Raw genomic sequence first — 19,075 nt, 5'->3', positions numbered from 1 at the left:
GATCCCTGATCGGGTCGGCTCACCGCGTGGGCGACAACAACCTGCTGCGCAGCCGATCCCGGGCCTCCGGCCAGTCGTCGGCCACCATGGAATAGAGCGCGGAGTCCCGCCAGGTGCCGTCCGCCCGGCGCCGGTTGGCCCGCAGGGTGCCCTCGCGGGTCGCGCCGAGTCGCTCGATGGCCCGCCGGGACCGCTCGTTGTGCACATTGGTCTGCCAGGTCACCCGGATCGCGTCCAGCACCTCGAACGCGCGGGTGAGCAGCAGCAGCTTGGCCTCCGTGTTGATGCCCGTCCGCCACCATCGACGGCCAAGCTGGGTGTAGCCGATCTCCAGCGACCGGTCGGCCTCGCTCGGCTCGTGGTAGGACGTGGTGCCCACCACCGCGCCGGTGGCCGCGCAGCGCTGCGCCCAGGGCACCCGGACGCCACGCTCGGCGGCGGCCAGGGCGGACCGGATGTAGTCGGCCATGCCGTCGACGTCCCGCGGCTGCGGGCTGCCGATGTATCGCCAGACGTCCGGGTCGTCGAGCGCGTGGAACAGGTCCTCGGCGTGCCGGAGTTCGAGCGGTTCGAGGATGACGTGCTGCCCCTGCATCGGCTCGGCGGTCAGCCAGACCGACCGGGACGGCCGGAGGTAGCTCGGCAGCGGCACGGTCACCCCCGCGTCCGGCTCCGGTGGGCCGGCCACCGTGCGCAGCGGCAGCACGCCGGCCCAGTGCGGCAGGTCGAGATCGGCCTCGTCCTCCAGCACGCCGCCCGAGCGGGCCTTGGCCGACACCTCGCGCAGCGGCAACGCCAGCACGGCCGTCTCGGCCAGCTCCCGCCGGGTCGGCGGCCGGGTGTCGGCGGACCGGCCCCGGCCCAGCTTGTCCACCAGGGCGGCCAGCACCTGCCGCTTGGTGGCCTCGTCGGTGACCAGCCGCGCGGTGCCGTGCGCCACCACCGAGCGGTAGTTGGCGCTGTGATGGAACTGGGAGCGGGCCAGGACCAGGCCGTCCAGGTGGGTGACGGCCACGCAGACGGGCAGCCCGTCCGGCCCGCGGGCGGCGAGCAGCGGCCGGCTCCCGGTCGAGCCGTGCAGGTAGAGCGTGTCGTCGATCCGTACGTGCAGCGTGGGCAGCAGCCGGGGCTCGCCGTCCACGACGAACCCGAGGGTGCAGTGGTATGCCTCGTCCAGCACCGCGTGCACGGTGGGCCGGCCGTAGTCCATCCGGCCGCGGTCGCGGGTGGCGGTGGTCCGGCTCGTCGTCGCGTACATCTGGCACTCCCCGCTTTGTTCTAGTACGATACTGGAACTGTGGCAGTACGTTATCAGATCGCTGGGGGCAGCGCGCGGGCGATTTCTGCGAGCGTCGAAACCGGCATCCGCACCGGCGCGCTGCCGCCGGGGGCGGTGCTCCCGGCGGTCCGCTCCCTGGCCGGCGAGTTGTCGGTCAGCCCGGCCACGGTGGCAAAGGCCTATCAGGGGCTGCGCGAGCGTGGCCTGGTCGAGACCGCCGGCCGGAACGGCACCCGGGTCCGCGCCCGCCCGGCCGTGATCGGCGCGCGGTCGGTGGCGCGGGCTCCCGTACCCCCGGGGTTGCGCGACCTGTCGGTCGGCGATCCGGACGCCCGGCTGCTGCCCGCCCCCGGTCCGCACCTGGCCGCGGTGGCCGCGGCCGGCGGAGCGCCGGTGGGTTACGGCGCGGCCGGCGTCCTCCCCGAGCTGGCCGCCGCGGCCCGGCGGCGGCTGACCGCCGACGGGGTCCCGGCGGGCGGGATCGTGCTCACCAGCGGCGCCCTCGACGCCATCGAACGGCTGCTCACCGTCCAGCTGCGACCCGGCGACGCGGTGGCGGTGGAGGACCCCGGCTGGGCCAACCTGCTCGATCTCGTGGCCGCGCTCGGGCTGCGGCCGGTCGGCGTACCGGTGGACGACGACGGGCCGACCGAGGACGGCCTCCGCGCGGCGCTCGACCTGGGCGTCCGGGCCGTGGTGATAACCAGCCGGGCGCACAATCCGACCGGCGCGGCGGTCTCGGCCGGTCGCGCCCGGCGGCTCCGGACGGCCCTGGCCGGTCGCCCGGACGTGCTGCTGATCGAGGACGACCACGCGGCCGAGCTGGCCACGGTCCCGCCGCACAGCCTGGCCCGCGCCGCCGACCGCTGGGCCTTCGTGCGGTCGATGAGCAAGCCGTACGGTCCGGACCTGCGGCTCGCGGTGGTGACCGGCGACGAGGTCACGCTGGCCCGGCTCGGCGGCCGGCTGCGGCTGGGCGCCGGCTGGGTGTCCACGGTGCTGCAACGGCTGGTGCTGCGGCTCTGGTCCGACCCGGCGACCGGCGAGCTGATCGGTTCGGCCGCGGCCAGCTACGACCGCCGGCGCGGGGCGCTGGTGGCGGCGCTCGCCGCGCGCGGCGTCCCGGCGCACGGCCGCACCGGGATCAACGTGTGGGTGCCGGTGCCGGACGAGACCCGGGCGGTCACCGTGCTGCGCGACGCCGGCTACGCCGTGGCGCCCGGATCGCTCTACCGGATCGCGGCCCCGCCGGCCGTGCGGATCACGATCAGCCCGCTGGACGAGCCCGACGTGCCGGCGCTGGCCGACGCCGTGGCCGCGGCAGTGGCGCCGGCGGTCGACGCCGGCTACTCGGTCTGACCCGTCGCGCTCCGCGGGCTGATCGGGCCGCCGCTCCCCGGCGGGCCGGAGGCGTGCGGCGGCTCCGCCGGGGTAGAACTGTGCGCATGGCCGAGACCCGGACCGCGCCCGGCGCGCAGCAGTTCATCCCGCCCGACGCCGACGACCTGGCGGCGCTCAAGGCCGCCGCCGGCGGATGCCGCGGGTGCGAGCTGTACGAGCCGGCCACCCAGACCGTGTTCGGCCGCGGCGACGCCGGGGCCCGGGCCGTGTTCGTCGGCGAGCAGCCGGGCGACATGGAGGACCGGAAGGGCCTGCCGTTCGTGGGCCCGGCCGGCCACCTGCTGCGGGAGGCCGTGGACGACGCGGGGATCGACCCGAGGTCGGTCTATATCACGAACGCCGTGAAGCACTTCCGGTTCGAGCTGCGCGGCAAGCGGCGGATCCACCAGAGCCCGGACCGGACCCACATCGTGGCCTGCCGGCCCTGGCTGGTGGCGGAGTTCGCGCAGCTGAAGCCCGAGGTCGTGATCGTGCTCGGCGCCACCGCCGGCAAGGCGCTGCTCGGCCCGTCGTTCCGGGTGACCCAGTCCCGGGGCACGCTGATGCCCTGGCCGGACGCCGCGCAGAACCCGGACGACTTCCGCCGGGTGCCGGTCGACTCCCGCGGCGACCGTGCGGACGCTCCGCCGGCCCAACTGCTCGCCACCATCCACCCGTCCGCGGTGCTGCGCGCCGACAACCGGGACGAGGCGTACGCGGGCCTGGTGGCCGACCTCAAGGTGGCGGCCGGGGCACTGAACGGGCACTGACCCGCCGTCCACGCTGGCCCGAGTCCGCCGGCTGACCACGGCGGCGCTGCCGGCGTCCTGACCAGCCGGCGGCTGACCGCCGGCCGTGCCGCCACGAACGCTCGCGGTGGGACAGCCCGAGCGCCGGGTGCCAGACTGGCCGCATGGAGCAGCATCTCTACGAGCCGGTGCACGACGAGTTCCGGGCGCTCTGCCGGGAGTTCCTGGCCCGCGAGGCGACGCCGCGGCACGAGCGGTGGGAGGCCGAGGGCATCGTCGACCGCGACGTGTGGCGGGCCGCGGGCCGGGCCGGGCTGCTCGGCCCGGACGTGCCTGAGGAGTACGGCGGCGGCGGTCAACGGGACTTCCGGTTCAACGCCGTGCTGGTCGAGGAGATCGTCGCGGCCGGCTGCTCCGGGCTGGGCTTCGGGCTGCACAACGACGTGGTGGCGCCGTACCTCACCGAGCTGACGACCGGCGATCAGCGCAAGCGGTGGCTGCCCGGGTTCTGCTCCGGCGACCTGATCACGGCGATCGCGATGAGCGAGCCGGGCGCCGGTTCGGACCTGGCCGGCGTCCGCACCACCGCGGTACGCGACGGCGACGGTTACCTGCTGAACGGGCAGAAGACCTTCATCACCAACGGCGAGCTGGCCGACCTCGTGATCGTGGTGGCCAGGACCGCCGCCGAGCAGGGCGCGCACGGCCTCAGCCTGATCGCCGTCGAGCGGGGCACCCCCGGGTTCGACCGGGGCCGCCGGCTGGCCAAGGTCGGCCTCAAGGCCAACGACACCGCCGAGCTGTTCTTCACCGACTGCCGGGTGCCGGCGGAAAACCTGCTCGGCACCGAGAACCACGGCTTCTACCACCTGATGGGCAACCTGCCCCGGGAACGGCTGAGCATCGCCGTCGCCGCGGTGGCGGCCGCCGAGCGGCTGCTCGCCACCACCCTGGAGTACGCGCGCACCCGGGAGGCGTTCGGCCGCCCGATCGGCGCCTTCCAACACAACCGGTTCCTGCTGGCGGAGCTGGACACCGAGGTCACCATCGCGCGGACGTTCGTGAACCACTGCCTGGCCGAGTTCACCGCGGGACGGCTGTCCGTCACCGACGCGGCCAAGGCCAAGTGGTGGACCACCGAGCTGCAGAACAAGGTCGCCGACCGGTGCGTCCAGCTGCACGGCGGGTACGGCTTCATGCTGGAGTATCCGGTGGCGAAGGCCTGGCTGGACAGCCGGGTGCAAACCATCTACGGCGGGACGACCGAGATCATGAAGGAGATAATCGGTCGCGGCCTGGGCCTGTGACGCGAGAGGTTGGCCAGGCCCCGCCCGGACAACCGATGAGAAGGGTCCCTTCCTTGGCCACCGAGCTGACTGCGCCGCCCGGCGTCCGCGTCGACGCGCCAGCGATCCAACGCCGTACCGTCCGGCTGCTGTTCGTCACCCAGATCATCAGCGGGATCGGCGTGACCATCGGGATCTCCGTCGGCGCGCTGCTGGCCCGCAGCATCGCCGGCACCGCGGTCTCCGGGCTGACCCAGGCGGCGAGCGTGGTGGGCGGCGCGCTGCTCGCGGTGCCCGTCACCCGGGTCATGACGGCGTACGGTCGGCGGCCGGGGCTGGTGCTCGGCTACCTGGCCGGCGCGGTCGGCGGGCTGTTCGTGGTGCTCGCGGCGGTGCGTGGCTGGGTACCGCTGCTCTTCGCCGGAATGCTGCTGTTCGGCGGCAGCACCACGGCCAATCTCCAGGCCCGGTACACCGCCGTCGACCTGGCCGACCCGGCACGCCGGGCCCGCCAACTCGGCCTGATCGTCTGGGCCACCACGGTGGGCTCGGTGGCCGCGCCCAACTTCGCCGCCGCGGCCGACGCCACCACCCGGCGGGCCGGACTGCCGGAGTACGCCGGCCCGTTCGGGTTCAGCGCCGCGGCCTTCGTGCTCGCGGCGGTGCTGCTGTTCGTGCTGCTGCGACCGGACCCGCTGCTCACGGCCCGTCGGTTCGCCGCGCCGACCGGCGCGCCGGACGCCGCGGTGGCCCGTACCCCGCAGGCCGGGGCGCCGGTCGGCGCGGACGCCCAGCTGCCGGTCGGCGCGGACGCCGAGCTGCCGGTCGGCGCGGACGCCGAGCTGCCGGTCGGCGCGGACGCCGAGGCGGGCGGGCCCGGACCGGCCCGCCGGGCGGGGCTGCTGGACGGATTGCGGGCGGTGCGGTCCCGGCCCGACGCTCGGCTCGGGGTGACGGCCGTCGCCATTGGCCATGTCGCGATGGTCGCGGTGATGACGATGACCCCGGTACGCATCGGCGAGTCGCACGCCGAGGCGGACGTGCTGCGACTGGTGGGGCTGGTCCTCAGCCTGCACATCGCCGGGATGTACGCGCTGTCCCCGGTGATCGGCTGGCTGACCGACCGCACGGGCCGGCGACCCGTCATTCTCGGTGCGGTGATGGTGCTGCTCGCCGCCTGTGCCGTGGCCGGCACGGCCGGACACCACACGCCCCGCCTGGCGGTCGGCCTCGCGCTGCTCGGCCTCGGGTGGTCCGGCACCATGGTCGCGGGGTCGACGCTGCTGTCCGAGTCGGTGCCGGTGGACTTGCGGCCGGCGGCCCAGGGGCTGTCCGATCTGATCATGGGCCTCGCCGGCGCGTCCGCCGGCGCTGCCAGCGGGTTTGTGGTGCAGTTCGCCGGTTACCCCGTACTGACCGCGCTGGCGGCGGTCGCCGTCGTGCCGCTGCTGGCGCTAGCGTTGCGGCCGGTGCCGGCGGGAGCCGCCGGAGCGAGGTGACCGCCGTGGCGGCCCGGAACGGGTGCCCGGCGCCGAGCCGGCGGCCGCGCTCGGGCGGCGTGCCCGGCGGTTCGTGGAGCGAAGGGACGTGGGGTTTCGTGCGGCTGACGGACTTCTGGACGCGGATGGAGCAGGTGTTCGGTCCGGGCTACGCCGCCAGCATCGCAACCGACCAGGTGCTGTCCCAGCTGAACGGGCGGACCGTGGGGCAGGCCATCGCGGACGGCGAGGAAACCGTCGTGGTGTGGCGCGCGGTCTGCGCGGCCTATCCCGATCGGGTGCCCGCGCGGCTACGGTGAGCTGCTTTTTCGACCGGATCGCGTGTCGGGCACGATCTCGTACAGGTGTTCGGCTATTGTCCACAGCTGAGGCGCTGTCCACAGGACACGGCCGGGGGGAGTCGTTTCTGTCGTACCCAGCGCCTAGCGTGTCCGTGTGACTAAAGGTGCAACGAAGACGCCGGCGAAGGCAGGGGTGGCGACCATGGCGGCAGGACCTGACCGGGAGAAGGCACTCGACCTGGCTCTCGCTCAGATCGACAAGCAGTTCGGCAAGGGCTCGGTGATGCGGCTGGGTGAGCGACCGGTCGTGCAGACCGCGGTCATTACGACCGGCTCCATCGCGCTCGACGTGGCGCTCGGCGTGGGCGGCCTGCCTCGGGGGCGCGTGGTCGAGATCTACGGCCCGGAGTCCAGCGGTAAGACGACCGTGGCGTTGCACGCCGTGGCCAACGCCCAGCGGGCCGGCGGCATCGCGGCCTTCATCGACGCCGAGCACGCGCTCGACCCGGAGTACGCCCGGGCGCTCGGGGTGGACACCGATGCCCTGCTGGTCTCCCAGCCGGACACCGGTGAGCAGGCGCTGGAGATCGCGGACATGCTGGTCCGGTCCGGTGCGCTCGACATTGTCGTGATCGACTCGGTGGCGGCGCTGGTGCCGCGCGCCGAGATCGAGGGCGAGATGGGCGACAGCCATGTCGGCCTCCAGGCGCGCCTGATGAGCCAGGCGCTCCGGAAGATCACGGGTGTGCTCAACAACACCGGCACCACCGCGATCTTCATCAACCAGCTCCGGGAAAAGATCGGCGTCATGTTCGGCAGCCCCGAGACGACGACCGGCGGCCGGGCGTTGAAGTTCTACGCCTCGGTCCGGCTCGACGTGCGACGCATCGAGAGCTTGAAGGACGGCACCGACGTGGTCGGTAACCGGACCCGGGTCAAGGTGGTGAAGAACAAGGTGGCCGCGCCGTTCAAGCAGGCCGAGTTCGACATCATGTACGGCAAGGGCATCTCCCGCGAGGGCTCGCTGATCGACGTGGGCGTGGAGCAGGCGATCATCCGCAAGTCGGGCGCCTGGTACACCTACGACGGTGACCAGCTCGGCCAGGGCAAGGAGAAGGCCCGGGAGTTCCTCAAGGAAAACCCGGACGTGGCGGCCGAGATCGAGAAGAAGATCCTCGAGAAGCTCGGCGTCGGCACCGGGGCCAGCGACGCGGCCGGTGGACCCGAGCTTCCGCCGGTGGACTTCTGAGCACCGCCGACCCGAGAGCGCGCTGAGCCATGCCCGGACGACGGGGGGCCCGCAGCGGTCGGGGCTGGGACGCGTCCCCGCCTCGACCGCTGCGGGCCCGACGCGGTCAGCCGACCGACGGCCCGGCGGCCGGCCACGGCCAGTCGACCGAGGGCGCGGCGGCCGACGAGGCGGGGGCCGGGGGCCCCCGTTCCGAGGCCGCAGCTCCGCCTCGCGACGAGGCGGAGCTGGCCCGGGAGATCTGCCTGCGTCAGCTCGCCGTGCGGCCGCGTACCCGCGCCGAGCTGGCCACCGCGCTGACCCGGCGGGGGATCTCCGAGGAGGTGGCTGCCACGGTCCTCGACCGGTACGGCGAGGTCGGGATGATCGACGACGCGGCCTTCGCGCGGGCCTGGGTGAGCAGCCGGCACACCGGGCGGGGGTTGGCGCGCCGAGCCCTCGCCAACGAGCTGCGCCAGCGCGGGGTGGACCGGGAGGTCGCCACCGAGGCACTCGGCGAGCTGGATGAGGCGACCGAGGCCGAGACGGCACGGGCGCTGGTGGATCGGAAGCTGCGCACAACCCGGGGCGAGCCGGACGCGGTATTCCGCCGTCTGGTGGGAATGCTGGCCCGCAAGGGATACCCGCCCGGGGTCGCGATCGGCGCCGTGAAGGAGGCGTTGGCCGCACAGAGCGCCGAGGCGGCGGAGTTCGCCGACCAGCTCGACCCGGATGCTTTGGCGGACGCCGAGCTGGGCGACGGCGAGCGGGACGGCCGCTAGGTGCTGAAGGTCTGCCTCAACGGTGGCCGTAGCCGGCGCGACCACCCCGCCGTGCCGGTGACCGCGGCTGAGCTGGCGGCCGACGCCGCCCGATGCGTGGCGGCCGGAGCGGACGCCGTGCACCTGCACCCGCGCGGCCACGACGAGGCGGAGACCCTGGACGCTGCCTACGTGGCGGCGGCGGTGTCGGCGGTCCGCGCGGCGTGTCCAGGCACCCCGGTGGGGGTCACCACCGGCGCCTGGATCGCCCCCGACCCGGCGGCCCGGGTGGCCGCCGTACGCGGCTGGACCACGCCGCCCGATTTCGCCTCCGTCAACGCGCACGAGCCGGGCGCCGAGGCGGTGGCTGCGGCACTGCACGAGCTGGGGGTCGGGGTGGAGGCGGGCCTGTGGACGCCGGACGCCGTGATCGCGTACCGGCGCTGGCGGGTGCCGGTGGACCGCATCCTGCTCGAATGCCTGCCCGACGGGTCCGCCGGGGCGCAGCCGGCGCCGGGCTTGGACGGCGGTGAGCGCCGGCCCGACGATCCGGCCGTGGGGCAGGCCGAGGAGCTGTTGTCGGCGCTGGGCGTCGGAGCGGGCGGCCGGGATCCGGCCGCACCCGCGGTGCTGCTGCACGCCGAGGGTCCCGGAACGTGGCCGGTCCTGCGGCTCGCCGTACGGCTCGGCCTGCACACCCGGATCGGCCTGGAGGACACCACCGAGCTGCCGGACGGCTCGCCGGCGCCCGACAACGCCGCGCTGGTCGCGGCCGCCGTGGCGCTCGGCGCCGGTTGACTCCTGGCCGCACATCCCGTGGCTACCGGCTGCTGGCTGCCGGGTCCCCGCCCCCGGCTTCCGGCCGCTGGTATCAGGGTCGTCCTGGCTTGGATCACTCAGAGTGTGCACCGCGAGTCCCCGGGTAAGACCTGGCGCGCCGGGGGCAATCGGTGGGGGACGTCCGGCTGATCGATCATGACTCCTTGACCGAACGGCCCCTTGCGACCTAGCCTCGCCATACAAAGGTGAGAACAGTCCGACCAGCGTGGGCAACGCGCGCAACATAGATGGCATAACAGTACGACAACGTTTCGGCCAGCTCAGTGGCCAGATCACCAACCCCCGGATGGCCGATCCGGGGGCGCGTCGACAGCGATGTCGGCCACCGGCGGCGCGGCCTCTCCGCGCCGTCCGATGGCACCTATCCGCAGCACCCGCCCAGGTCGGGCGTCTCGAAGCGCAGAGCGGGCCCGGACGCCCACGCCTCCGGTACCGCGTCGTGGAGGGGAGGCCGGCATGACCCGGTGGCAGGTCGGCCAGGTCGGGGCGGGACCCCGCGGAGCGTCGCGATGAGCGGCCTGGAGTTGGTGCTGCTGCTCGCCATCGTGCTGCTGGCTGCGGTGGTCGTGGTCGCCCTGGTGCTCGGTGCCCGGGTGATCCGGCGGCTCGGCGCCGTGCGGCCGGCCGCGGCGACGGATGACCCGGCGTTCGTGGCCGAGCGGGACCGGCAGGAGCAGTCGCTGGCGGCCCTGCGCGAGGCAGCCGACGAGGCGTCCTCCTCGATCGATGTGGCCAAGTCGGCGGCGGCCGCCGCCCGTGCGGAGGCCGCCGCCGCCAAGGCGGAGGCGAGCGCCGCGCGCGCCGAGGCGCGCCGGGTGCTCGAGGCCTCCCGGGCCGAGGCCGACAACGTCCTGGAACGCGCGCACCGGCAGGCGGAGAGCGACGCCGAGGAGGTCCGGGCGGCCGCCCGGCGCAGCGGCGAGCGCGAGGTGGCCATGCTGGCCTCCACCACCCGCGAGCAGGCGGCCGAGGTCGAGCGCCGGGCGCAGCGGATGGACGAACGGGAGCGGCTGCACACCGAGGAGGTGGAGCGGCTGGCCGAGCGGGAGCGCCGGCTCACCGCGGCCAACGCCGACCTCGCCGTCCGCGAGGCCGCGCTGGCGCAGCGGGAGGAGGCGCTCGCCGAGGGGGAGGAGCGGCACCGGCGGGAGTTGGAGCGGATCGCCGGGTTGACCGCCGACGCGGCCCGGCAGGAGCTGGTGGAGACGATCGAGGGGCAGGCCAAGCGGGAGGCCGCGATCCTTGCCCGGGACATCGAGAGTGACGCCCGGGCCACCGCCGAGCACCGGGCCCGGCACATCGTGGTGGACGCGATCCAGCGGGTGGCCAGCGAGCAGACCGCGGAAAGCGTGGTCAGCGTGCTGCACCTGCCCGGCGACGAGATGAAGGGCCGGATCATCGGCCGCGAGGGCCGCAACATCCGCGCGTTCGAGTCGGTCACCGGGGTCAATCTGATCATCGATGACACCCCGGAGGCGGTGCTGCTGTCCTGCTTCGATCCGGTACGCCGGGAGGTTGGCCGGCTCACGCTGGAGAAGCTGGTGCTGGACGGTCGGATCCACCCGCACCGGATCGAGGAGGTCTATGACACCGCCCGCCAGGAGGTCGCCGGACTGTGCCGGCGGTCCGCCGAGGACGCGCTGGTCGAGGTGGGGATCACCGAGATCCACGACGAGCTGGTCGACCTGCTCGGCCGGTTGCGCTACCGGACCTCGTACGGGCAGAACGTGCTCAAGCACCTCGTCGAGACCGCGCACATCGCCGGTGTGATGGCCGCCGAGCTCCGGCTGGACGTACCCACGATCAAGCGGGCGGCGTTCCTGCACGACATCGGCAAGGCGCTCACCCACGAGGTGGAGGGCAGCCACGCGATCATCGGGGCCGACCTGGCCCGCAAGTACGGCGAGAGCGACGACGTGGTGCACGCGATCGAGGCGCATCACAACGAGGTGCCGCCGCAGACCATCGAGGCCGTGCTCACCCAGGCGTCCGACGCCTGCTCCGGAGGGCGGCCGGGGGCGCGGCGGGAGAGCCTCGAGGCGTACGTCAACCGGCTCGAGCGGATCGAGGAGATCGCCGGCGGCAAATCCGGGGTGGAGAAGGTCTTCGCCATGCAGGCCGGGCGGGAGATCCGGGTGATGGTGAAGCCGGAGGACGTGGACGACATCGCCGCGGCCGTGCTGGCCCGGGACGTGGCCAAGCAGATCGAGGAGGAGCTGACGTACCCGGGGCAGATCCGCGTGACGGTCGTGCGCGAGTCCCGGGTGACCGAGATCGCCCGCTGACGCCGGCCGGGACCGGCGCCGGCCGCGCCGGCCGACCTCCGGCGGAGGCCGGCGTCCGGCCGATCGCCGGCGGAGGCCGGCGGGCGGGTCACACCGCGTGCGCGGCCTCCCCGGTGGCGTCCTGGGCCGGCAGCACGACGCCGCTGCTGCGTCCCTGCCGGTTGAGCCGGCGCTGAAGCCACCAGGCGAAGAAGGACAGCGCGCCGCAGATGGCGATGTAGATGGCCGCGACGACCAGGTACGACGGCACATAGGGCAGCCGGAACGGCAGCCGACCCCCGACGGCCCTACCGGCGTACAGCAGCTCTGGATAGGTGATGACGAAGCCCAGGGCGGTGTCCTTGAGCAGCACCACGAGCTGGCTGACGATGGCCGGCAGCATGGCCCGGAACGCCTGCGGCAGCATGATCAGCCGCAGCACCTGGCTCTTGCCCAGCCCGATCGCGTACGCGCCCTCGGACTGGCCGCGCGGGATCGCGTTGATGCCGGCCCGGAAGATCTCGGCCAGCACCGACCCGTTGTAGAGGGTGAGCCCGAACACCAGCGCCCACAGGGCGGGCAGCCGGCTGCCGAACTGCAGCGGCCCGTAGTAGAAGAAGAAGATCAGGATCAGCAGCGGGATGGCCCGGAACAGCTCGACCACGAACGTGGCCGGCGCGCGGACGTACGCCCGGTCGCTGAGCCGGGCGGCCGCGAAGACGGCGCCGAAGGCCAGCGCCAACACCGCGCCGAGGCCGGCGGCCCTCAACGTTGCGAGCAGCCCGTTCAGCAGTTCCCGCTGCACGGCCGTGTACTGGAACTGCTCCCAGCGAATCGGCTCGAACTGGCCGGTGGCGTAGAAGCGGTAGATCACGAACGCGATCAGGGCGACGATCACCAGCACGGTCAGCGCGCCGATCACCGCGTTGCGCCGCCGGGCGCGCGGGCCCGGCAGGTCGAACAGCACCGAGGATTGGTTCATCGCGCCACGGCCCACTTCCGCTCGAGGAACCGCTGCAGATAGACCAGCGGCAGGATCAGGATCAGGAAGCCGAGCGTGATCCAGATCAGCACCGAGAACTGCGGCTCACCCCGCTCGGACAGGTACGCGGGGATGGCGCCGGCCTCCCCCACCGAGAAGCCGGCCGCGATGGTGGTGTTCTTCAGCATGGCGATCAGCACGCTCATCAGCGGCGGCACCATCGAGCGGACCGCCTGGGGCAGCACCACCTGCCCGAGCACCTGCGTGAACGTCATGCCCAGCGCGCGGGCCGCCTCGGCCTGCCCCGGAGCGACCGTGTTGACCCCGGACCGCACCACCTCGCAGACGAACGCGGCCGTGTAGACGGTCAGCGCGATCATCGCGGTGCGGAAGTACGGGATGTTGATGTTCAGCTTCGGCGCGGCGAAGACCAGGAACGCGAAGACCAGGGTCAGCGGCGTGTTGCGGACGACGTTGACGTACGCGGCGCCGAAGGCGCGCAGCGCCGGCACGGGGGACACCCGCATCGCGCCCAGCAGCGTGCCGAGCACCAGGCAGCTCACCGCCGCGATCAGGAACAGCTCGACCGTGGTACGGAAGCCGCGGCCAAACACGTCACCGTTGTCGGTGAGCACCCGAAAGAAGTCGCCCATGCCTGCCTTCCTGCGTACGTCCCGGGGGGCCGGGCGGGATCACCGCCCGGCCCTCGCCGTCCTGCCTCAGTACCGCTCGAGCGGCGGCGGGGTGGCCTTCGAGCCGGACTTGCCCAGCGTGCCGTCGTAGATCTTCTGCCAGGTGCCGTCCTTCTCGGCCGCCTCGATCTGGTTGTTGACGTAGTCCCGCAGCGCCTTGTCGTCCTTCGGCAGGCCGATCCCGTACTTCTCGGTGCTGAACGGCTGGCCGACCACCTTGAGCTCGTCCGGGTTCTGCGCGGCGTAGCCCTTGAGGATGGCGTCGTCGGTGGTCACCGCGTCGACCTTCTTGTCCAGCAACTGGGACACGCACTCGGAGTAGGTCTTGAACTCGACGATGTTGCCCGGCTCGGTGAGCTGCTGGTCCCGGACCCGCTGGATCGGGGTGGAGCCGGTGGCCGAGCAGACCTTCTTGCCCTTGAGGGTGTCCTTGCCGGTGATCGAGCTCTCGTCCTTGCGAACCAGCAGGTCCTGGCCGGCGATGAAGTACGGCCCGGCGAACGAGATGTCGTTCTTGCGCTTGTCGGTGATCGAGTACGTCCCGACGTAGTAGTCGACCTCGCCGCCCTTGATGGCGGTCTCCCGGTTGGCCGACGCGATCTCCTTGTACTCGATCTTTGCCGGGTCGACGCCGAGCTTGCTGGCGATGTACTGCGCGATTTCGATGTCGAAGCCGCACCGCTTGCCGCTGGCGTCCTTGTAGCCGAGGTTGGGCTGGTCGAACTTGACGCCGACCGTCACCTTGCCGGCGCTCTTGATCTTGGAGAAGGTCGGACTGCCCGCGACGTTCGCGTCGCCGGCCGGGGTGAAGGTGGCGCCCGAGGACGTACAGGCGTCCCCGGCCGCGGCGTTCGAGCCGCTACCTCCGGACGGGGCCGGTTCGCCCGACTTGCCGCAGCCGGCCGCCGAAACGGCGAGGGTGGCCATCAGGGCCGCCGCCGCCACACGAGTCATCCGCATTGTGTGCTCCTTCGTCATCGTGCACGGAACCACCCCGATGGTCGGGGTAGCCGTCCACTCCGGCTGTCAGTGCGTCAAGATCTTGGAAAGGAAGTCCTTGGCCCGCTCGCTGCGTGGGTTGGCGAAGAACTCGGTGGGCGCCGCGTCCTCGACGAGCTGCCCGTCCGACATGAAGATCACCCGGTTGGCGGCGTGCCGGGCGAAGCCCATCTCGTGGGTGACCACGACCATCGTCATCCCGTCCCGGGCCAGCGAGGTCATCACGTCGAGGACCTCGCCGACCATCTCCGGGTCCAGCGCGCTGGTGGGCTCGTCGAAGAGCATGGCCTTGGGCTGCATGGCGAGCGCCCGGGCGATGGCAGCTCGCTGTTGCTGGCCGCCGGAGAGCTGGGCCGGGTACTTGTCCGCCTGGCTGGCGATGCCGACCCGGTCGAGCAGCGCGAGCGCCCGCTCCCGGACGGCGGCCGGCTTCTCCCGGCGTACCTTCAGCGGGCCCAGCGTGACGTTCTCCAGGATCGTCTTGTGCGCGAAGAGGTTGAACGACTGGAACACCATGCCCACCTCGCTGCGCAGCCGGGCCAGCGCGCGGCCCTCCGCCGGCAGCGGCTGGCCGTCGAAGGTGATGGTGCCCGAGTCGATCGGCTCCAGCCGGTTGATGGCGCGGCACAGGGTCGACTTGCCGGACCCGGACGGGCCGATGACCACGACCACCTCGCCCCGGTCGACCGAGAGGTTCACATCGTGCAGCACGTGCAGCGGGCCGAACCACTTGTTGACCGCCTCGAGCACGATGAGCGGCTCGCCCGTCGTCACATCGTCCCCTTTGCTCGCCGTTCCCGGCGCTGGCTCAGGTTTGCCTCACCTATGAACGGTCACTGTAGGCGGGACCGTGTACCAGCGCGCAACCGAAAGAGGTCACGGAGCAATAACACCAACCACCTGCAAACTCCGGCGTCGGCGCCGGGCAGGATGGGTACGGCGGCAGATCCGTGCGGAGGTAATGGCCATGGAACCGGTCCGATTGACGCAGTATGCCCGGGGTGGCGGATGCGCCTGCAAGATCCCGCCGGGGGAGCTGGAGGCCGTCGTGGCCGGCCTGGGCATCCCGGCCGGCGGCGGGCGGGACGACCTGCTGGTGGGGGTGGAGAACGGCGACGACGCGGCCGTGGTCCGGCTGGACGAGCGTACGGCGGCGGTGGCCACAGTGGACTTCTTCACCCCGGTGGTGGACGACCCGTACGACTGGGGTCGGATCGCCGCCTGCAACGCCCTCTCCGACGTCTACGCCATGGGCGGAACGCCGCTGGTGGCGCTGAACCTGCTCTGCTGGCCGCGGGAGGTGCTGCCGCTGGAGATCGCCGGTGAGGTGCTCCGGGGCGGGTACGAGCTGACCCGGCAGGCCGGCTGTCACCTGGCCGGCGGGCACAGCGTGGACGACGAGGCGCCCAAGTACGGGCTCGCGGTGACCGGGATCGTCCGGCCGGAGGAGATGATCACCCTCGACGCCGGCCGGCCGGGGCTGCCGCTGTCGCTGACCAAGCCGCTGGGTGTCGGCGTGCTCAACTCGCGGCACAAGGCCACCGGGGAGGTGTTTCCGGAGGCCGTGGCGGCGATGACCACGCTCAACCGGGACGCCGCGCGGGCCGCCGTGGCGGCCGGCGTCCGGTGCGGGACCGACGTGACCGGCTTCGGCCTGCTCGGCCACCTCTCCAAGCTGGCCCGGGCGAGCGGGCTGACCGCGGCCGTGGATCCGGCTCGGGTTCCCTATCTGGACGGTGCCCGGTCGGCGGTGCGGGGCGGATACGTCAGCGGGGGGAGCCGGCGCAACCTTGCCTGGGTCGCGCCATGGACCGAGTTCGGGGCGACGCCCGAGGAGGACCGGCTGCTACTCGCGGACGCGCAGACCTCGGGCGGGCTGCTGGTCGCGGGCGAGGTGCCCGGGGGGACGGTGATCGGCGAGCTGCGCCCGCGCGGCGAGGCGTTGGTGACGGTCGGATAGGTGACGGCCCAACCGCCAACTACGGACAATTCAGGCCCAATTGGTCACAGACCGGTAACTTCGCCCCCGGCCGTGCCGGTCCGACCGCACCATCGTGTCAGGAGGCGAACCGTCCGGTTCGCGGGGGGCGGGACCGGCGAACGGGCTTCATGACCTCGCCGGTCCGGCAGGCACCAACGAGAGGTGGGGACGGCATGACCGAACTCTGGAACTGGAAGGTCGATGACGACCTCGTCCGGGTGGAGGTCTACCAGGCGCTGGCCGAGTCGCTCGGCCGCCCGGTGGTGCCGCTCGGCGCCCACGATCCCGGTCGGCTCCCGGTCGGCGCGGTCCTGGCCGACGTGTGGCGGCGGCCCGGCGAGTTCGCCCTGTCGATCGACTGTTACGGCCCGCCGGTCGGGCTGGCCGAGCACACCGCCGTGGCGGCGCTGTCCCGCCGGCTCGGTCGGCGTTGCCTGTTGGCCGACGACACGTACGACGGAACCCGCCACCTGCTGGTGAGCCCGGACGGCACCGTGCGGCCGGTGCACCTCGACGTCGAGGAGACCGAGGACGGCGAGGTGCTGCGCAACGAGCGGCTGTGCAGCACGGCCGAGCCCGACTGCCGGGGCTGGTCGCAGTGCGGTCAGTCGCGCTGGGCGCCGGACTCCGTCCTCCCGGCGCTCGTCGCCGCCTGAGCGCCCGCGGGGCGCCGCGGCCCGGCGTTCCTCGCCGCCTGAGCGCCCGCGGGGGTGCCGCCGCCCGGCGTTCGTCCCCGCCTGAGTGCCCGCGGGGCACCGCCGCCCGGCCGGCTTGGCCGGCGGGCCGGCTCGGCCCAGTTGGCTGGCGGGGCCGTTCGGCTCAGTTGGCCCGACCGGGGCCGCTCGGCTCAGTTGGCCCGACCGGGGCGGGCTCGGCTCAGTTGGCCGGCGGGGCGGCTCGGGTCAGTCCGTCGGTCCGGCCGGGGCGGTCGCCGCCGCGGCGCCGGTCCGGCGCACCACCAGCTGGTCGAGCAGCTCGGCCGTCGCGGCGGTCACCGCCGCCACCGCGGCGTCGAAGGCCGCCGCGTTGTGCGGCGCCGGGCGCCGGAATCCGCTGATCTTTCGCACGTACTGCAGCGCCGCGGCCTCGATGTCCGTCGGCGTCACCCGCTCGGCGTACGGCTCACGCAGGGTCTTGATGCTCCGGCACATGATCTCTCCCGGGTCGGCGTCCGTCTCCGCAGATCCTGACACGTGCGAGTGACAGAACGGATCCGCCGGCCGGTCGCCGGTCGCGCCGGCCGAAGCGCGCCCGGGCCGGCGGCCCTTCGCGCAGCACGCCGTAAGCTGGCAGGGTTGAAGCGGAAGGGGCGCGAGCACCGGTGGCAAGGACCTACAACGTCGTCACGTACGGCTGCCAGATGAACGTGCATGACTCCGAGCGGATCTCCGGGTTGCTGGAGGACGCCGGGTACGTCCGCGCCACCAGCGCGGACGACTCGGACATCGTGGTCTTCAACACCTGCGCGGTGCGGGAGAACGCCGACAACCGGCTGTACGGCAACCTCGGTCACCTGCGCCCCACCAAGGCGAAGCGGCCCGACATGCAGATCGCCGTCGGCGGCTGCCTGGCGCAGAAGGACCGCGGCGAGATCGTCCGGCGCGCGCCCTGGGTGGACGTGGTGTTCGGCACCCACAACATCGGCTCGCTGCCGGTGCTGCTGGAGCGAGCCCGGCACAACTCCCAGGCCGAGGTGGAGATCCTCGAGTCGCTGGACGTCTTCCCCTCCACGCTGCCGGCCCGGCGCGAGTCGACGTACGCCGGGTGGGTGTCGATCTCGGTGGGCTGCAACAACACCTGCACGTTCTGCATCGTGCCGTCGCTGCGGGGGCGGGAGAAGGACCGCCGCCCCGGGGACGTGCTTGCCGAGGTCCGGGCGCTGGTGGCCGAAGGCGTGCTCGAGGTCACCCTGCTGGGCCAGAACGTCAACTCGTACGGGGTGGCCTTCGGCGACGCTGGCGAGCCGAACGGCAGGCGCAGCGGGGACCGGTCCGCCTTCGCCGACCTGCTGCGGGCCTGCGGCGACATCGACGGGCTGGAGCGGGTCCGGTTCACCAGCCCGCACCCGCGGGACTTCACCGACGACGTGATCGCGGCCATGGCCGAGACGCCGAACGTCTGCCACTCGCTGCACATGCCCCTGCAGTCCGGCTCCGACGACGTGCTGCGGGCCATGCGCCGGTCGTACCGGGCCGAGAAATACCTCGGGATCATCGAGAAGGTCCGCGCGGCCATGCCGGACGCGGCCATCACCACCGACATCATCGTCGGGTTCCCCGGCGAGACCGAGGCGGACTTCTTGCGGACCCTCGACGTGGTCCGGGAGGCGCGGTTCTCCTCGGCGTTCACGTTCCAGTACTCCAAGCGCCCCGGCACGCCGGCCGCCACGATGCCGGACCAGCTGCCCAAGCAGGTGGTCCAGGAGCGGTACGAACGGCTGCTGGCCTGCGTCGAGGAGATCACCTGGGCGGAAAACCGGAACCTGGTGGGGCAGACCGTCGAGGTGCTCGTGGCGGTCGGCGAGGGGCGCAAGGACGAGCGGACCGGGCGGATGTCCGGGCGGGCCCGGGACGGCCGCCTGGTGCACTTCGCCACGGGCGACCTGGCCGGGCAGATCCGGCCCGGCGACGTCGTGCACACCGAGATCACGTACGCGGCACCGCATCACCTGAACGCGGACGGCGCGCCCATGGCACACCGCCGGACCCGGGCCGGTGACGCGGCCGAGGCCGGCCGCTCCCCGCGTACCCCCGGGGTGTTGCTCGGGCTGCCGGCCGTCGGCGCCCCGCCCGCGGCGCCGGCGCCCACCACCGCCTGCGGCAGTTGAAAGGAAGGGCCCCTTGTTATCGCTTTT

Annotated in this window: 18 protein-coding genes; 12 read left to right on the top strand and 6 right to left on the bottom strand. The window is 73.1% G+C overall.

Going from position 1 to position 19,075, the window contains the following annotated elements:
* Nucleotides 1-19: 19 nt before the first annotated feature.
* Nucleotides 20-1,258, bottom strand: coding sequence for a bifunctional pyridoxamine 5'-phosphate oxidase family protein/GNAT family N-acetyltransferase (locus tag ACFFHU_RS06160; RefSeq protein WP_377336595.1), 1,239 nt, complete (start codon nt 1,256-1,258; stop codon nt 20-22).
* A gap of 39 nt (nt 1,259-1,297) precedes the next feature.
* Here ACFFHU_RS06160 and ACFFHU_RS06155 point away from each other — a divergent pair, with 39 nt between their 5' ends.
* The 9 genes from ACFFHU_RS06155 to rny all read left to right on the top strand — a co-directional run bounded on the left by ACFFHU_RS06155 (nt 1,298) and on the right by rny (nt 11,588).
* Complete coding sequence (locus tag ACFFHU_RS06155; RefSeq protein ID WP_377336594.1) at nt 1,298-2,638, top strand: aminotransferase class I/II-fold pyridoxal phosphate-dependent enzyme; 1,341 nt, start codon at nt 1,298-1,300, stop codon at nt 2,636-2,638.
* 86 nt (nt 2,639-2,724) lie between these two features.
* Nucleotides 2,725-3,429, top strand: a complete 705-nt coding sequence (locus tag ACFFHU_RS06150) for a UdgX family uracil-DNA binding protein (protein ID WP_377336592.1) — start codon at nt 2,725-2,727, stop codon at nt 3,427-3,429.
* A gap of 143 nt (nt 3,430-3,572) precedes the next feature.
* The gene (locus ACFFHU_RS06145) at nt 3,573-4,715 is read left to right on the top strand and encodes an acyl-CoA dehydrogenase family protein (RefSeq protein WP_377336591.1); all 1,143 of its coding nucleotides are present in this window, start codon (nt 3,573-3,575) and stop codon (nt 4,713-4,715) included.
* Nucleotides 4,716-4,768: 53 nt separating this feature from the next.
* On the top strand, nt 4,769-6,193 hold the full coding sequence (locus ACFFHU_RS06140) for an MFS transporter (protein WP_377336590.1): 1,425 nt from the start codon (nt 4,769-4,771) through the stop codon (nt 6,191-6,193).
* A gap of 98 nt (nt 6,194-6,291) precedes the next feature.
* A complete protein-coding gene (locus tag ACFFHU_RS06135) occupies nt 6,292-6,492 on the top strand; it encodes a DUF3046 domain-containing protein (RefSeq protein WP_377336588.1) in 201 nt (66 codons plus the stop codon).
* 184 nt (nt 6,493-6,676) lie between these two features.
* On the top strand, nt 6,677-7,723 hold the full coding sequence (gene recA, locus ACFFHU_RS06130) for a recombinase RecA (protein ID WP_377336586.1): 1,047 nt from the start codon (nt 6,677-6,679) through the stop codon (nt 7,721-7,723).
* 29 nt (nt 7,724-7,752) lie between these two features.
* Nucleotides 7,753-8,484 carry a regulatory protein RecX gene (locus tag ACFFHU_RS06125; RefSeq protein WP_377336585.1) on the top strand — a complete coding sequence of 244 codons (732 nt, stop codon included), beginning with the start codon at nt 7,753-7,755 and terminating at the stop codon, nt 8,482-8,484.
* Nucleotides 8,485-9,261 (top strand): 3-keto-5-aminohexanoate cleavage protein, encoded by a 777-nt coding sequence (locus tag ACFFHU_RS06120; protein WP_377336583.1) that lies wholly within the window; start codon nt 8,485-8,487, stop codon nt 9,259-9,261.
* Nucleotides 9,262-9,812: 551 nt separating this feature from the next.
* Entirely contained in the window at nt 9,813-11,588 is a 1,776-nt protein-coding gene (rny, locus tag ACFFHU_RS06115) for a ribonuclease Y (protein WP_377336581.1), read from the top strand.
* Nucleotides 11,589-11,676: 88 nt separating this feature from the next.
* Here rny and ACFFHU_RS06110 read toward each other — a convergent pair whose 3' ends face one another.
* The 4 genes from ACFFHU_RS06110 to ACFFHU_RS06095 all read right to left on the bottom strand — a co-directional run bounded on the left by ACFFHU_RS06110 (nt 11,677) and on the right by ACFFHU_RS06095 (nt 15,014).
* A complete protein-coding gene (locus ACFFHU_RS06110; RefSeq protein ID WP_377336579.1) occupies nt 11,677-12,549 on the bottom strand; it encodes an amino acid ABC transporter permease in 873 nt (290 codons plus the stop codon).
* Nucleotides 12,546-13,202 carry an amino acid ABC transporter permease gene (locus tag ACFFHU_RS06105; RefSeq protein ID WP_377336577.1) on the bottom strand — a complete coding sequence of 219 codons (657 nt, stop codon included), beginning with the start codon at nt 13,200-13,202 and terminating at the stop codon, nt 12,546-12,548. Before ACFFHU_RS06105 ends, ACFFHU_RS06110 begins: the two co-directional genes overlap by 4 nt.
* A gap of 66 nt (nt 13,203-13,268) precedes the next feature.
* Nucleotides 13,269-14,201, bottom strand: a complete 933-nt coding sequence (locus tag ACFFHU_RS06100; RefSeq protein WP_377336575.1) for a glutamate ABC transporter substrate-binding protein — start codon at nt 14,199-14,201, stop codon at nt 13,269-13,271.
* Nucleotides 14,202-14,267: 66 nt separating this feature from the next.
* Nucleotides 14,268-15,014 carry an amino acid ABC transporter ATP-binding protein gene (locus ACFFHU_RS06095; RefSeq protein WP_377336573.1) on the bottom strand — a complete coding sequence of 249 codons (747 nt, stop codon included), beginning with the start codon at nt 15,012-15,014 and terminating at the stop codon, nt 14,268-14,270.
* A 187-nt stretch (nt 15,015-15,201) separates the two neighbouring features.
* Here ACFFHU_RS06095 and selD point away from each other — a divergent pair, with 187 nt between their 5' ends.
* Together selD and ACFFHU_RS06085 are read left to right on the top strand one after the other, a co-directional pair.
* Complete coding sequence (gene selD, locus ACFFHU_RS06090) at nt 15,202-16,200, top strand: selenide, water dikinase SelD (protein ID WP_377336570.1); 999 nt, start codon at nt 15,202-15,204, stop codon at nt 16,198-16,200.
* A 194-nt stretch (nt 16,201-16,394) separates the two neighbouring features.
* Nucleotides 16,395-16,877, top strand: coding sequence for a hypothetical protein (locus ACFFHU_RS06085; protein WP_377336569.1), 483 nt, complete (start codon nt 16,395-16,397; stop codon nt 16,875-16,877).
* Between the two features lie 246 nt (nt 16,878-17,123).
* Here ACFFHU_RS06085 and ACFFHU_RS06080 read toward each other — a convergent pair whose 3' ends face one another.
* Nucleotides 17,124-17,372, bottom strand: a complete 249-nt coding sequence (locus tag ACFFHU_RS06080) for a DUF2277 family protein (protein ID WP_377336567.1) — start codon at nt 17,370-17,372, stop codon at nt 17,124-17,126.
* A gap of 170 nt (nt 17,373-17,542) precedes the next feature.
* Between ACFFHU_RS06080 and miaB the strand changes: the two genes are divergently transcribed.
* Entirely contained in the window at nt 17,543-19,048 is a 1,506-nt protein-coding gene (gene miaB / locus ACFFHU_RS06075; protein ID WP_377336566.1) for a tRNA (N6-isopentenyl adenosine(37)-C2)-methylthiotransferase MiaB, read from the top strand.
* Nucleotides 19,049-19,075: the final 27 nt, after the last annotated feature.

Source organism: Plantactinospora siamensis, assembly GCF_042434095.1.
GTDB lineage: Bacteria > Actinomycetota > Actinomycetes > Mycobacteriales > Micromonosporaceae > KBS50.
Note: the sequence above shows the minus strand (reverse complement) of the source record. Positions and strands in the feature narration are given on the sequence as shown.

Coding starts and splice junctions, on each gene's coding strand:
- ACFFHU_RS06160 (WP_377336595.1), bottom strand. CDS start 1,258: ATGTACGCGACGACGAGCCGGACCACCGCCACCCGCGACCGCGGCCGG.
- ACFFHU_RS06150 (WP_377336592.1), top strand. CDS start 2,725: ATGGCCGAGACCCGGACCGCGCCCGGCGCGCAGCAGTTCATCCCGCCC.
- ACFFHU_RS06145 (WP_377336591.1), top strand. CDS start 3,573: ATGGAGCAGCATCTCTACGAGCCGGTGCACGACGAGTTCCGGGCGCTC.
- recA (WP_377336586.1), top strand. CDS start 6,677: ATGGCGGCAGGACCTGACCGGGAGAAGGCACTCGACCTGGCTCTCGCT.
- ACFFHU_RS06125 (WP_377336585.1), top strand. CDS start 7,753: ATGCCCGGACGACGGGGGGCCCGCAGCGGTCGGGGCTGGGACGCGTCC.
- rny (WP_377336581.1), top strand. CDS start 9,813: ATGAGCGGCCTGGAGTTGGTGCTGCTGCTCGCCATCGTGCTGCTGGCT.
- ACFFHU_RS06110 (WP_377336579.1), bottom strand. CDS start 12,549: ATGAACCAATCCTCGGTGCTGTTCGACCTGCCGGGCCCGCGCGCCCGG.
- ACFFHU_RS06105 (WP_377336577.1), bottom strand. CDS start 13,202: ATGGGCGACTTCTTTCGGGTGCTCACCGACAACGGTGACGTGTTTGGC.
- ACFFHU_RS06100 (WP_377336575.1), bottom strand. CDS start 14,201: ATGCGGATGACTCGTGTGGCGGCGGCGGCCCTGATGGCCACCCTCGCC.
- selD (WP_377336570.1), top strand. CDS start 15,202: ATGGCCATGGAACCGGTCCGATTGACGCAGTATGCCCGGGGTGGCGGA.
- ACFFHU_RS06085 (WP_377336569.1), top strand. CDS start 16,395: ATGACCGAACTCTGGAACTGGAAGGTCGATGACGACCTCGTCCGGGTG.
- ACFFHU_RS06080 (WP_377336567.1), bottom strand. CDS start 17,372: ATGTGCCGGAGCATCAAGACCCTGCGTGAGCCGTACGCCGAGCGGGTG.